Raw genomic sequence first — 14,949 nt, forward strand, 5'->3', positions numbered from 1 at the left:
TTTTTATGAAAAAAGTTGCTTTTTTAACATTGGGTTGTAAAGTGAATACTTATGAATCAGAAGCGATGCTGAAGCTTTTTTGTGATGCAGGATATGAAAGTGTAGATTTTAAAGAACAGGCAGATGTTTATGTCATTAATACATGTACTGTTACAAACACTGGAGATTCTAAATCTCGTCAGATGATTCGTAAAGCTATTCGTCAAAATCCTCAAGCTACAGTATGTGTAGTGGGATGTTATAGTCAGGTTGCAAGCCAAGAAGTTGCAAAAATTGAAGGTGTTGGTGTTGTTTTAGGAACTCAGTTTAGAAATCGAATTGTGGAATTTGTTGAAGAATACCAAAAAACACATCAGACTGTTATTCATGTTGCTGATGTTATGAAATTATCTCATTTTGAAGATCTGGATATTGATGAATTTACGAAAAACACAAGAGCCTTTTTGAAAATTCAGGATGGATGTAATAATTTTTGTACATATTGCATTATCCCATACGCGAGAGGGCGTATTCGTTCGAGAGATAAGGAGAGTGTTTTCAAACAGGCTCAAAAATTAGTTGATCATGGTTTTGTAGAAATTGTTCTGACAGGAATTCATACTGCTGGATACGGACAAGATTTTGATAATTACAGCTTTTATGACTTATTGGTAGATTTAACGACAAAAGTGAAAGGTTTAAAGCGATTAAGAATTTCTTCAATTGAAATGAGTCAAATCACTCATGAAATCATAGATCTGATTGCTACATCACCTATTATCGTTGATCATCTTCATATTCCTATTCAGTCTGGATGCGATAAAATCTTGAAAAAAATGAATCGTCATTATACGACTGATGAATTTGCATCAAAGATGAAAGAATTAAAAGAAAAATTACCAACCTTGTCTATAACAACTGATGTTATTGTTGGTTTTCCTGGTGAAACTGATGAAGATTTTGAATCCACATATCAGTGGATTAAAGACATGCATTTTAACCAATTACATGTTTTCCCATATTCACCTCGTCAAGGGACACCGGCTGCCAAAATGAAAGATCAGGTAGATGGAAATGTTAAACATCAAAGAGTGAAAGCGTTGATGGATTTATCGCATCAGCTCCTTCATGAGTTTGCCAGCCAACAGATTGGACAGACTTTGAATGTTTTAATTGAAGAAGCTGATGGGGATTATATGATTGGTCATGCTTCTAATTATTTGAAAGTTAAAACGAAGTTACCATTGGATTCAGTAGGACATATCTATCCTGTTTTTATTGAGGAATGTCAAGATACAGAATTGATAGGAAGTGTTGTGAGTGAAGAAAATTAATGAATTATTTGATGTTGAAGAAGATTTTAAGATTCGTTCCATTCATAGTGATTCACGCTATGTAGGAAGAGATTCTATTTTCTTTTGTATTGATGGTTTAAGTGTAGATGGACATAAATATATTGAAGATGCTATATTTCAAGGGGCGAAATGCATTGTTTACTCTAAACCTCTAACATTTAAGCATAAGGATATTTTATATATCAAGGTTGATAATGTTTTAGATGAATTGAACAGAGTTGCTGATTTATTTTATGATCATCCTAGTTATAAAATGACGGTGATTGGTATAACTGGTTCAAGTGGAAAAACAATTGTTGCCTTGATGATTAAAAATGCTTTATCACAATTTTTAAAAATGGGATATATTGGGACAAATAATATTGAATATGCAGGTATTATTGAACAATGCCCATATACAACACCAGAAACTATTTTTTTACAAAGACATTTAAATGATATGGTGAAAAAAGATGTCAAAGGTGTAACATTAGAAGTATCAAGTCATGGTTTGGCTTTGAAAAGAGTTGATAGTGTTCATTTTGATATTGCTGTTTTTACAAATGTTTATGAAGAACATTTGGATTTTCATGGGACGATGGAAAATCTGATGGCTTCTAAAGCTAAGCTTTTTTCCTTGTTAGATGAAAAAGGTTATGCTATTTTAAATACAGATGAAGTTCGCTTTTACACTCTTGTCAAAGACTCTATCAAAAGTCATGTTCTGACTTATGGTATTGAACATAGAGCAGACGTCATGGCTAGAAATATAGAGTTATTTATTGATCATAGTGAATTTGATTTACAGGTTCATGATGAATTACATCATGTCTCAGTTCCTGTTTTAGCTCGTTTTAATATATCGAATATTCTGGCTGTTGTAACATCTTTATTAGCGCTAGAAATGCCAATTATGCAAATTATTGATATGATTGAACATATTCAAGGTGTTGATGGACGTATGGAATTATTAACTCATCCATATCCTTTCCATGTTATTGTGGACTATTGTCAACATGCGAAAAGTTATGAAAAGGTATTTCAGTTTGCTCAACAAGTGAAGAAAAACGGAAGAATTATTGCTGTTTTTGGAGCACCAGGAAAGAAGAATTATAATAAAAGGCAAAAAATAGGGAAATTAGCGAATCAATACTGTGATCAGGTTATTTTGACGGCTGAAGATAATCGAGATGAAGATATTCAGGATATCTGCTTAGATATTCAAAAATATATTGAAAAACCTGTAAGTGTTATTATTGAAGATCGTCGCATTGCTATTGAACAGGCAATTGAAATTGCAAATCGTGATGATATTATTTTGATTCTAGGGAAAGGACATGAACAATTTATGGCTTCTGCAATTGGAAATGATCCTTATCCTGGAGATAAATATGTTGCTTTAGAGGCAATTCATAAAATCTTTAAAGGAGAAGAAGATGATGGAAAAGAAATGGAACAAATTTATTGATCACACATTATTAAAAGCGAATGCAACAAAAGATGAAATTACGCATTTGTGTGATGAAGCAAAGCAATATGATTTTGCTTCAGTATGTGTTAATCCAGTATGGGTATCTTATTGTGCAAAATACTTAGCAGATTGCGATGTGAAAATCTGTACAGTTATTGGATTTCCACTAGGAGCTAATACTTCAGAAGTGAAAGCATTTGAAGCAAAAAATGCTATTGAAAATGGTAGTGATGAAATTGATATGGTTATTAATATTGGGGCGTTAAAAGCTGGTGATATTGAAACTGTATATAAAGATATTCAGGCTGTTGTTGATGCCAGCCAGGGACGTTGTGTAAAAGTGATTATTGAAACTTGTTTATTAACTGATGAAGAAAAAGTTTTAGCTTGTCAACAGGCTATGAAAGCAAAGGCAACTTTTGTCAAAACATCAACAGGTTTCTCAACTGGAGGAGCCACTGTTCATGATGTTGCATTGATGAAACAGACAGTTGGTGAACAATGCGAAGTCAAAGCAAGTGGTGGAGTGAAAACTTATCAGGATATGCAAGATATGATTGATGCTGGAGCAACACGTATTGGAACTTCATCAGGAGTTTCGTTGATGAAACAGTAATAAATGAAAAAAATGAAAATATCAAGTGGGAATTATATAAAAAAACTTGATTTTCTGTTATTATCAATGTATAATAACGCATGTATTTGGTATTAGTAAAGGGGGGAAGTTCAATATGGCAAAAACTGTAGTAAGAGAAAATGAATCATTAGATGATGCATTACGTCGTTTCAAAAGACAAGTTTCTAGAACAGGTACCCTTGCAGAAGCTCGTAAAAGAGAATTTTATGTTAAGCCTGGTTTAAAACGTAAAATGAAATCAGAAGCTGCTAGAAAAAATAAAGGTAAACAAAGATAAGAAGAACTTTTGGTTCTTCTTTTTTGTTTTGTATCATATATTCCACTGAGGTGGTATCATGCTGATGATTGATAAGGAACGTATTTGTATTTATGATTATCATGAAGTTCTGATGATGGATACACATTTTTTTAAAATTCAGATGCCCGATTACAATTTGATTATTAGAGGAGAAAATCTACAGATTGAATATTATGATCAAAAGGAAATTCGACTTCATGGTCATGTGAAAGTGATTGAATATGATGAAAATAGGGTATGATAAATATAGTGTAAATGAGTCATTAATTTATTCATTATTGATTTATGCTAGAGATAGAAAATTAAAATTAATACATTTACAAAAAAAGGACTCTCAATTTCTATTTTATCTTCCTGTTTATCAAAGATATATTTTAAAAAGATGGGATTATCCATATCAGTATATTGAGACCATTGGCTTATTGAAATATATCTTTTTCTTATCACGACAGCATTTAAATTTTATTGGAGTGCTTTTTTTCTTCATCAGTATTTTTGTTTCATCTTATCTTATTTTTGATATTCAAATTGAAGGAACATTACCTGAGGTCAATAAGAGCATGATGAAAACTTTACAAAAAGAAAATATAGATTTGTTAAAGCCGCTTCAAAGCTATGAGAAATTAAATGATTTATTGCTGCAATTTAAAGATATATATAAAGAGAAAATTGAATATATGAATATCTATCAGACAGGCAGTGTTTTTCATATTGAATATACGAAACGTCGACAAGAAACAGTCAAAAAAGATGATTATCGTAATTTATATGCCAAAGAAGATGGCATGATTCAATCGTTAGATGTTAAAAGTGGTCATATTCTTGTCAAGAAAAATGATTACGTTAAAAAAGGTGATTTGCTTGTTGAAAACACAATCATTTCAACCCAAAATAAAACAAAGATTATTCCGGTAGAAGGGCATGTTTATGCTTATACTTTTCATCAGTATGAAGCGAGTCTGCCTAATAAAAAACAAGATCACGGGGAAGCCTTTTATCAGCTTTTATTAAATATTCGTGCTCAGATACCAACAGAAGCTGTTATTGATAAAGAAAATGTTTTACAAATGACAAGTACACGTAGTAAAATAACGTTAAAGATGCATTATACTCTTATTGAAGATATTGCAGTCAAAGGAGAAGACAATGAAGAAAATCTTAAAGCTAGAAACATGCACAATGGATGAAATATCAAGACTTTTAGGACAGCAGGAAGAAAATATACATTTATTAGAAGAAGCTATGCAATGTGAAATGATTGTTCGTGGTGATGAGATTGTTTTAAATGATACAGAAATCAAAAATCAGGAAGTTGAAGATATGATTCGTACTTTACTGACTTTAGTTAAGCAAGGAAAAACAATCAGTCAACGTGATATTATCTATTCTTTGAATTTAGCTAAAAATCATCAGTTGAATATGATTGATGAACTTTATCAGACAAAAATAGCAAGGACAACAAATGGAAAATTGATTTATCCAAAAACTTTAGGTCAGAAAGAATATTATAATGCTTTAAAGCGTAATGATGTTGTTTTTGCGATTGGTCCAGCAGGGACAGGAAAAACATATATGGCAGTTGTTTTTGCTGTTCAGGCATTAAAGAATAACGAAGTTCAAAAAATTGTTCTGACAAGACCGGCAGTGGAGGCGGGTGAGAGTCTGGGATTTTTACCAGGGGATTTAAAAGAAAAGGTGGATCCATATTTAAGACCTCTTTACGATGCTTTATATGATATGTTAGGTCGTGAAAAGACAGAACGCTTTATTGAAAAAGGCATTATTGAGATTGCACCACTTGCTTATATGCGTGGACGTACTTTGGAAGATGCCTATGTGATTTTGGATGAAGCACAAAATACGACTGATGCACAGATGAAAATGTTTTTAACTAGACTTGGTTTCCGTTCTAAGATGATCATTACAGGTGATATTACGCAAATAGACTTACCAAAAGGTGTAGGTAGTGGATTGAAAAAAGCTTTGCATATTTTAAAAGATGTCAAAGGTATTCGTTTTGTCTATTTGACAGCCTTAGATGTTGTTAGACATCCTGTTGTGCAGAGAATTATAGAACGTTATGAAGAAGATGAAAAAAGTGAAAATATCAATTAAATACTGATGAAAATCAGCAGTTATCCTATAATAAAAAGTGGTTCACACATCGTACCACTTTTTATTGCTTATTCGATTGTTTTTAAATAATGCTTTAAAACTTTTAAATGTGCCGTTGAAACAGGAAGCTGTGAAATATCATTTAAACTATATAATGATGACAATGGTTTGGAAATTGTAAAATGATAGATATGCATATGCCATGTACGATGCGTAAAAACATGTTTAACCTGACCATGATAAGAAACAAGAGATAATGATATATGATACTGTTTTTCAAATTCTTCAATAAAGCGATAGGGGCTTTCCAACTCGTATTGAATAAAACCATATAAATTTTCTAATAATCCGGCAGGATTTTGAATCATGACATATTGATCTTGATAAGTAATAATGCCAGTTATGTAATTGATTTCTTTATGTTTGATATTTTTTATAGAAATAGGTAATACTTTCTGTTGTCCAGATTGTTTGGCTTTACAAAAGGGGGCAATAGGACAAATTTCACATTGTGGATTTAAAGGACGACAAATGGTGGCACCAAGATCCATTAAACCTTGATTAAAGGCAGAAGCATCATAACCAATCAATAAATCGTTCACAATATGAAAAATATTCTTTTGAGCTTTTGGTAAAGCAATATTTTCAGTTAAGGCATATAATCGTGAGATAATTCTTAACACATTGCCGTCAATGGCAGGAGTAGACAATCCATAAGCAATAGAACAAATAGCTCCAGCAGTATAAGGACCAATCCCTTTGAGTTTTAAGATATCTTCATAGGTGTCAGGAAACTGTCCATCATATTTTTCGCAAATCAGTTGTGCAGTTTCATGAATATGTTTAGCTCGACGATAATAACCAAGACCTTCCCATAATTTATAAACTTCTTCTAAAGAAGCACTAGCCAATTTATCAATAGTAGCAAATGTTTGAATAAAACGTTTATAATAGGGAATGACTGCTTCGGTTGTTGTTTGTTGTAACATAATTTCACTAATCCATATATAGTAAGGATTCGTGGTTTCTCGCCATGGAAATTGGCGATGGTTGTGGTTATACCATGAAATTAAATTATTTTGTATATTATTTTGCATCAAATCACCATAAGTATTATACTATAAAAAATAAAAAAAGAAAAAGGATGTGATTTCATGAAAGCTCAAGATCAAATTATTCATGATTCTTTAAGAGAAACAAAATTAGCAGATGAAAGATTGTCTCCTTATGCAACATGTAATAGTGATTGTATTAAAGTGAAGAATACAAAAAAGAAAGCCAAAGAATTTGATATTCGCTGGCCTTTTGAAGAAGATATTGATCGTGTTTTATATTCCAAAAGTTATAGCCGTTATGTCGACAAGACACAGGCATTATCCTTTTTTAGTAATGTTCACATTACTAAGCGTTCTTTACATGTCCAGTGGGTATCACGTATAGCAAGACAGATTGGTAGAGGTTTAAATCTGAATTTAGATTTAATTGAAGCTATTGCATTAGGACATGATTTAGGTCATGCGCCATATGGACATGTAGGTGAAAAAGCTATTAATGATTGTTTAGAAGAAAGAGGGTTTGGTTATTTTACGCATAATGCGAATAGTGTTAGAAATTTACTGTTTATAGAAAGAAATGGAATCGGATATAATGTATCTTTACAGGTCTTAGATGGAATCTTATGCCATAATGGTGAGATTCTTTCACCTATATATAAACCAGATAGTCATAAAACAATTGAACAGTTTTGGGAAGAATACGAAAAATGTTGGCATGAGAAAGATTATTCTTTTAAGATTTTGCCAATGACATTAGAAGGATGTGTTGTTCGTATTTCTGATGTTATTTCATATGTTGGTAAAGACATTGAAGATGCAATTAAGGTAGGTATTATTTCTATAGATGATTTACCATTAGAAGTGGTTCAAGTATTAGGTAAAGATAATAAAGCCATTATTAATCGTTTGATTGGTGATTTGGTTATTCATAGTTATCATAAACCGTATTTAGAATTTTCAAAAGAAGTCTTTCATGCCTTAGAAATTCTCTTTACATTTATTTCAACACATATTCATCATCATCCTACAATATTGAAAGAAAACGAAAAATTAACACGAATGGTGAAAGAATTATATGATATTTTATATGATGATTTCATATACCGTCATTATCCTCAAAAGGGTATATGTGCTCATGTTTCAAAAATGACAGAAACTTATCGGCAATCTCCTGGTGAGTTGATTGTCAGTGATTATTTATCAGGAATGACAGATAGCTATGCTTTGCGTTTTTATGAAGAACGTTTTTTACCACGACAACATGGGGAAATGATAGAAGACTATTAAAAAAATTGTACTTATCTTAAAAACGTGATAAGATAAAAGAAAGAAAGGAGTCAGACTATGAAACTCATAATTGCAATTGTAAATAATGATGATAGTAATGCTGTTCAGACAGCATTGACTGAAGGTGGTTTCTTTGTTACGAAGTTAGCAACATCTGGTGGTTTTTTAAAGAAAGGAAATACAACTTTCTTTATCGGAACAAATGATGATAAAGTAGATCCAGCACTTGAGATTATAAAAGCTCATGCTAGAAAGCGTGTAGAAAAGGAACCTACGGTTCCACCTACTGAAATGGGAGAATTTTTTACACCTATCATGGTGGATGTCTTAGTTGGTGGAGCAACTGTCTTTGTAGTAGACGTAGATCGTTTTGAAAAAATTTAAAAAACAGCTTAAGCTGTTTTTTGTTTGTAAAGGAGAACATTGTGGAATTAAGAATTTTAAGAGGACATGAAATCAAAGAAGCAGCGCAACTTTTTTATAATGACCAGCAATCCTTATTAGAAATACTCACTCTTTCTCGCCAAAAGAAGCTATTTTTTATTGGAGCTTTTGAAAAGAAACTGGTAGGGGTTATTGGGATTTATGAATTTCAACACATCAAATATTTATGCGTTTTAGAAAGTTATCGTCATCAAGGCATTGCCAGTGATTTGATACGTAAAGCTATACAATTATCTTGTGATGATTTATATGTGACTGTTTCTCAAACATTAGAGCCTTTATATAAACAATTGGGCTTTGAAATTCTCGAAGATCAATTAACAGAACAAAAACTTGTTTATCGCCATCAAATTCAAAAACGTTTTACTCATTATCAGCAAGTTCATGATTTTATTGCCAGTCAAAAGCAACGTGTTTATGCCCTGGATAATTTCAAATGTTTTATGAAAGATATGGGGAATCCTCAAATTTTATTGAAATCTATTCATATTGGTGGAACAAATGGAAAAGGGTCAACAACGAATTATATACGTTCTGTATTACAAAATGCAGGTTATAAAGTGGCAACTTTTACATCACCTGTTTTAGTAACACGTTTAGAAATTATGCGTATTAATAATCAGCACATTCAAGAAGATGAAATTATTACCTATGCAAATCGTTATATGGATTTATGTTTGGAATATGAACTTTCTATGTTTGAAATAGAAGTTTTTATTGCGATTATGTTTTTTATTAAACATCGTGTTGATTTTGCAGTTTTTGAAGTTGGATTGGGTGGTGACCTGGATGCAACAAATATTATCTATCCAATGATTTGTGCCAATACCAATATCGGTTTAGACCATGTTGAATATTTAGGAAATACATATGAACAGATTGCACGTACAAAAGCTGGTATTGTTAAAGAAGGGATTCCCTATGTAACAGGTGAAAAGAAGAGTGAGTGTTTAAATGTTTTTCAGAATATATGTGACAAATTGCATAGCCCACTTATACAAACAAGACATATAGAAAATATTCAAGATCATGGTCATTATTTAACCTATGATTATCGTCATTATCATGTAAGATTAAATACATCGGCCATTTATCAATGCCAAAATAGTGCGTTAGCCATAGAAATATTGGAATATTTAAAAGAGTATGAATATTTAACCTATACTGATGAACAGCTCTTAAATGGCTTATTAGAAGCAACCTGGGCAGGGCGTTTTGAAACTGTATGTCAGCATCCGCTTATTATTATTGATGGAGCTCATAATAAGGAAGGTATAGAAGCTTTTTATCAGTCAGCTAAAAAATATTCGCATATAAAAATTATTTTTAGTGCTTTAAAAGATAAAGATACGCACGCTATGATGGAAATGTTGTTAAAACTAACAGATGATATTACTGTTTGTGAATTTGATTTTTATCGAGCACAAACCGTTGAAAAATTGGCAGAAAACTTTCCTGTTAAAATTGAAAAAGATTGGCATAAAGCCATTGATCAGGCATTTTTACATGAAGGTGTTGTTTTTGTAACAGGATCACTTTATTTTTTAGCACAGGTAAGGCCTTATATTTTAGAACATCAAAAAAATAAATAAAGAGTTGTGTTTTTGTAGAGAGTATGATATTATCGCATAGAAAAGAAAAAAGTAAGTCGGGAAAAATCTTTTCCTGACTTTTATTTTGAATGATTTGTATGACGTTTGCCTTGATTTTGTCGGATACAAGGCGAATGTAGATGAAAGAGAGGTTATATATGCAACAAGTCACTTTTTATGATTTAGGTTTATCAAAACTGGTTTTACAAGGTATTGAAATGATGGGGTATGTGATTCCTTCTCCTATTCAGGAAAAAGCTATTCCTGTATTATTGGAAGGAAAGGATATTATTGGACAGGCTCAGACTGGAACTGGAAAGACTTTGGCTTTTGGAAGTGTTTTATTATCTTGCATTAACAAAAAGGATGATGGAGTAAAAGCTTTAGTATTATCACCAACCCGTGAGCTTGCATTACAGATTGATGAAGAACTTCGACGTATTGGTAAGTATACGAGTTTATCTATTGTCAGTGTTTTTGGTGGAAGTGAAATAGAAAAACAGATTCGTTCTTTAAAAAAAGGTGCAGATATTGTTGTTGGAACACCTGGACGCGTTTTAGATTTAATGCGTCGTAAAGCATTAAAATTAGATTGTGTTGAATGGCTGGTTCTTGATGAAGCAGATGAAATGTTGAATATGGGATTTATTGATGATATTGAAACGATTTTACAAACCGTTCCTGAAGACAGACATACAGTTTTATTCTCAGCTACAATGCCAAGTGATATCAAGAAAATAGCAAGTTTTTATATGCATGAAGATTATCAGCATATTCAAATCAAAGCCAAAACAATGACAGCTTCTACGGTTTCTCAATATTATTTTGAAACGAAAGTGAATCGTCGTTTTGAAGTTCTATGCCGTATTTTAGATTCTCGAGAAATGGATAATGCGATTATATTCTGTAAAACAAAGCGTTCTGTTGATGAAGTTGTCGCAGCTATGCAACAAAAGCATTATAATGTTGAAGCTATGCATGGAGATTTATCACAAAACCAAAGAATGAATACGTTAAGAAGATTTAAAACTGGACAAATTCAATATCTGGTTGCGACAGATGTTGCAGCAAGAGGAATTGATGTGGACAATATTTCACATGTGATTAATTATGAATTGCCTCAAGATGAAGAATTGTATATTCATCGTATTGGAAGAACTGGTCGTGCCAATAAAAAAGGTGAAGCCTATTCTATTGTGACATCACGTGAGAGAAATTTCTTAAAAGCTATTGAAAAACATACACATAGTCATATTGAAAAATTAGATATTCCGGCTATTGAAGATATCTTTGATCAAAAAGTTAAAGAATTATTGTTTGATGTACAGGAAATCATGCTTAAAGGAAATATGAAACCTTTTCAAAAGATTGTAAAAGATATTCCACAGCATATGAAAAACGATGTGATTGCAGCATTACTTGCTATGTGTTATTCTCAAAGAGTTGGATATGATTATCAAAGTCTTAATGAGATGAATAAAGAAGAACAGCGTATTTTTATGACAGTAGGTTCAATGGATAAAGTTAATGTCAAAGATATTATTGATTTTTTTGTACGCTATGCAGATATTCCAAAAAGAGAAATTGGAGATATCACAATCAAAAGAAAGTTTACTTTTGTTAATCTAAGTCCAGGGGCTGCTCAAAAGGTTCTTGACTATTGTTATAATCAAAAAATTAAAGGAAGACGTGTTCGTATAGAATTAGCACAGGATGAATAAAAACAACGAATGGCTCAAATAAATTTAAAAGAGAGTGAATGAATTTTGAAAAAAGATTCATTCACTTTTTTTAAATTCCGTCATTTTTTTATTGAATGTAAGCACTCACATAGTGTATAATATGAAAAGTAGTAACAAAGGAGGAAGTTATATGAAAAAATATGTCTACTTATTTAGTGAAGGAAATAAAGACATGCGTAACTTACTTGGTGGTAAAGGGGCTAACTTAGCTGAAATGACAAATATTGGTTTGCCTGTACCTCAAGGATTTACTGTCACAACTGAAGCCTGCACTAGATATTATGAAGACGGGAAAGTGATTGTTAAAGAAATCGAAGACCAAGTTTATGAAAAACTTGCTGAATTAGAAAAAATTACAGGAAAAACAATGGGGGATGCACATAATCCATTACTTGTTTCTGTACGTTCTGGGGCAAGAGCTTCTATGCCTGGTATGATGGATACAGTTTTAAATTTAGGAATGAACGATGAAGTGGCTAAAGGATTTACTGAAGCGACTCATAATCCTCGTTTTGTTTATGATAGCTATCGTCGTTTTATTCAAATGTTCGCTGATGTTGTTATGGGATTCCCAAAAAGTTCATTTGAACATATGTTTGATAAAGTTAAGGAAGAAAAAGGTGTTGAATTTGATACAGATTTAACAGCTGATGATTTAAAAGAAGTTGTAGAAATCTATAAAGAAGAATATAAAAAACATGCTGGTGTAGATTTCCCTCAAGATCCTAAAGTACAAATGATGGAAGCTATTAAAGCCGTGTTTAGATCATGGAATAATGATCGTGCAATTACTTATAGACGTTTAAATGATATCCCAGGAAGCTGGGGAACAGCTGTAAACGTTCAAGAAATGGTTTATGGTAACCGTGGTGAAACTTCTGGTACAGGTGTTGCCTTTACAAGAAACCCTGCTACTGGTGAAAAGAAATTATATGGTGAATACTTAATGAACGCTCAAGGTGAAGACGTTGTTGCTGGTATTCGTACACCTCAAACAATTGATACATTAAAAGAAGTTATGCCAGATTGCTATGATCAATTTGTAAAAATCAATAAAATTCTTGAAGATCATTACAAAGATATGCAAGATATGGAATTTACAATTGAAGATGGTAAATTATTCATGCTTCAAACACGTAATGGAAAAAGAACAGCTGCTGCTGCTTTAAAGATTGCTGTTGATCTTGTTAATGAAGGTATGATTACTAAGGAAGAAGCTTTATTAAAAGTTGAACCTAAACAATTAGATCAATTATTACATCCAAACTTTGATGATGTATCATTACGTTGTGCACAAGTTGTAGCTACTGGTTTAGCTGCTTCTCCAGGTGCCGCTACTGGTCGTATCTATTTTACTGCTGAAGATGTTATTGAAGCATCAAAGAATGGTGTTCAAGATATCTTATTAGTTCGTCTTGAAACTTCACCTGAAGATATTGAAGGTATGAATATTGCTCATGGTATCTTGACAATTCGTGGTGGTATGACATCACATGCTGCAGTTGTTGCCAGAGGTATGGGAACTTGCTGCGTTTGTGGATGTGGTTCATTAAAGATTGACGAAGAAAATAGAATTTTAACTACACCTGATGGTAAACAATATCATGAAGGTGATTATATGTCATTAGACGGAAGCACTGGTAATGTTTATGGTGAACAAATTAAAACTGTTGAACCAGAAATTAGTGGTGATTTCGAAACATTCATGGAATGGGCAGATGAAGTACGTAAATTACAAGTTCGTACAAATGCTGATACACCTAGAGATGCTTTACAGGCACGTAAATTTGGTGCAGAAGGTATTGGTCTTTGTAGAACAGAACATATGTTCTTTGAAGAAGAAAGAATTTTCAACTTCAGACGTATGATTACTGCTGAAACTGAAGAAGCAAGAAGAGAAGCACTTGAAAAAATCTTACCTTATCAAAGAAGTGACTTTAAAGAATTGTTTAAAGCTATGGAAATTTATCCAGTAACTATTCGTTTCTTGGATCCACCTTTACATGAATTCTTACCTCATACTGATGAAGAAATTCGTCCACTTGCTGAAAGCTTAGGTATGACTTTTGATGCTTTAAAAGCACGTGTTGAATCATTAAAAGAATTCAACCCAATGATGGGTCATAGAGGATGCCGTTTGGCAGTGACTTATCCAGAAATTGCTGAAATGCAAACAAGAGCTGTTATTGAAGCAGCTATCGCAGTCAATAGAGAAGGACAAAATGTTGTTCCTGAAATCATGATTCCTCTTGTTGGAGATGTTCATGAATTAAAATATGTTAAGAAAGTTGTTTGTGATACAGCAGATAAGATTATTAAAGAAGCTGGTGTAGAATTACCATATAAAGTTGGTACTATGATTGAAATCCCAAGAGCTGCTTTAACTGCTGATAAAATTGCTGAAGAAGCTGAATTCTTTAGCTTTGGAACAAATGACTTAACTCAGATGACTTATGGATTCAGCCGTGATGATGCTGCTAAATTCTTAGGTGATTACTATGGTAAACAAATCTTTGAATCAGATCCATTTGCTAAAGTAGACCAAGAAGGTGTCGGAGAATTAATGAGAATTGCTATTGAAAAAGGTAAGAAAACTCGTCCTGATATCAAACTTGGAATCTGTGGTGAACATGGTGGAGAAGCAAGCACTGTTGAATTCTGCCATAAATTAGGATTAACATATGTTTCATGTTCTCCATTCCGCGTACCATTAGCACGTTTAGCTGCTGCACAAGCTGCTGTTAAAGAAAAAATGGGAATTGAATAATTTTCTTATAAAAGGTATGATTGATTATCATACCTTTCAGGCTGTTGACAAAGTAAAAAAAGTCAACAGCTTTTAGTTTTCAAATAAAAGAGTATATGGTATTATATCTATTGTCGTGGATGACTTCTTTCCAAGTACGCAAACTTTGAGGCTCCACGACCTTTTTTTATCATCATGTCATGAAAATATGATATAATGTAAGTGCGTATTTGGAGGTAAAATATTATG

Annotated in this window: 13 protein-coding genes; 12 read left to right on the top strand and 1 reads right to left on the bottom strand. The window is 32.3% G+C overall.

Going from position 1 to position 14,949, the window contains the following annotated elements; translation table 11 throughout:
* Positions 1-5: 5 nt before the first annotated feature.
* From mtaB to B5G32_RS00645, 7 genes are all read left to right on the top strand, one after another.
* Complete coding sequence (mtaB, locus tag B5G32_RS00615; RefSeq protein WP_087935489.1) at positions 6-1,313, top strand: tRNA (N(6)-L-threonylcarbamoyladenosine(37)-C(2))-methylthiotransferase MtaB; 1,308 nt, start codon at positions 6-8, stop codon at positions 1,311-1,313.
* Positions 1,300-2,781 carry a UDP-N-acetylmuramoyl-L-alanyl-D-glutamate--2,6-diaminopimelate ligase gene (locus tag B5G32_RS00620; protein ID WP_087935490.1) on the top strand — a complete coding sequence of 494 codons (1,482 nt, stop codon included), beginning with the start codon at positions 1,300-1,302 and terminating at the stop codon, positions 2,779-2,781. Before mtaB ends, B5G32_RS00620 begins: the two co-directional genes overlap by 14 nt.
* Positions 2,753-3,400 (top strand): deoxyribose-phosphate aldolase, encoded by a 648-nt coding sequence (gene deoC, locus B5G32_RS00625; RefSeq protein ID WP_087245928.1) that lies wholly within the window; start codon positions 2,753-2,755, stop codon positions 3,398-3,400. The genes B5G32_RS00620 and deoC overlap by 29 nt, the downstream gene beginning before the upstream one ends.
* Positions 3,401-3,515: 115 nt before the next feature.
* A complete protein-coding gene (gene rpsU / locus B5G32_RS00630) occupies positions 3,516-3,698 on the top strand; it encodes a 30S ribosomal protein S21 (protein WP_087245930.1) in 183 nt (60 codons plus the stop codon).
* Positions 3,699-3,762: 64 nt separating this feature from the next.
* On the top strand, positions 3,763-3,960 hold the full coding sequence (locus tag B5G32_RS00635; protein WP_224762526.1) for a YabP/YqfC family sporulation protein: 198 nt from the start codon (positions 3,763-3,765) through the stop codon (positions 3,958-3,960).
* On the top strand, positions 3,941-4,906 hold the full coding sequence (locus tag B5G32_RS00640; protein WP_087935491.1) for a sporulation protein YqfD: 966 nt from the start codon (positions 3,941-3,943) through the stop codon (positions 4,904-4,906). Before B5G32_RS00635 ends, B5G32_RS00640 begins: the two co-directional genes overlap by 20 nt.
* The gene (locus B5G32_RS00645; RefSeq protein ID WP_087245937.1) at positions 4,866-5,834 is read left to right on the top strand and encodes a PhoH family protein; all 969 of its coding nucleotides are present in this window, start codon (positions 4,866-4,868) and stop codon (positions 5,832-5,834) included. Before B5G32_RS00640 ends, B5G32_RS00645 begins: the two co-directional genes overlap by 41 nt.
* Before the next feature lie 68 nt (positions 5,835-5,902).
* Here B5G32_RS00645 and mutY read toward each other — a convergent pair whose 3' ends face one another.
* Positions 5,903-6,931, bottom strand: coding sequence for an A/G-specific adenine glycosylase (mutY, locus tag B5G32_RS00650; protein ID WP_087935492.1), 1,029 nt, complete (start codon positions 6,929-6,931; stop codon positions 5,903-5,905).
* A gap of 57 nt (positions 6,932-6,988) precedes the next feature.
* Between mutY and B5G32_RS00655 the strand changes: the two genes are divergently transcribed.
* The 5 genes from B5G32_RS00655 (at position 6,989) to ppdK (ending at position 14,721) form a co-directional block, all read left to right on the top strand.
* Positions 6,989-8,176, top strand: a complete 1,188-nt coding sequence (locus tag B5G32_RS00655; RefSeq protein ID WP_087935493.1) for a deoxyguanosinetriphosphate triphosphohydrolase family protein — start codon at positions 6,989-6,991, stop codon at positions 8,174-8,176.
* A gap of 57 nt (positions 8,177-8,233) precedes the next feature.
* A complete protein-coding gene (locus B5G32_RS00660) occupies positions 8,234-8,560 on the top strand; it encodes a cyclic-di-AMP receptor (RefSeq protein WP_087245748.1) in 327 nt (108 codons plus the stop codon).
* Positions 8,561-8,601: 41 nt separating this feature from the next.
* Positions 8,602-10,212, top strand: a complete 1,611-nt coding sequence (locus tag B5G32_RS00665) for a GNAT family N-acetyltransferase (protein ID WP_087935494.1) — start codon at positions 8,602-8,604, stop codon at positions 10,210-10,212.
* A 140-nt stretch (positions 10,213-10,352) separates the two neighbouring features.
* Complete coding sequence (locus B5G32_RS00670; protein WP_239386164.1) at positions 10,353-11,933, top strand: DEAD/DEAH box helicase; 1,581 nt, start codon at positions 10,353-10,355, stop codon at positions 11,931-11,933.
* A gap of 151 nt (positions 11,934-12,084) precedes the next feature.
* Complete coding sequence (gene ppdK / locus B5G32_RS00675) at positions 12,085-14,721, top strand: pyruvate, phosphate dikinase (RefSeq protein WP_087935496.1); 2,637 nt, start codon at positions 12,085-12,087, stop codon at positions 14,719-14,721.
* Positions 14,722-14,949 lie beyond the last annotated feature (228 nt).

This window comes from Massilimicrobiota sp. An80, from assembly GCF_002159255.1.
Taxonomy (GTDB): domain Bacteria; phylum Bacillota_I; class Bacilli_A; order Erysipelotrichales; family Coprobacillaceae; genus Allocoprobacillus; species Allocoprobacillus merdigallinarum.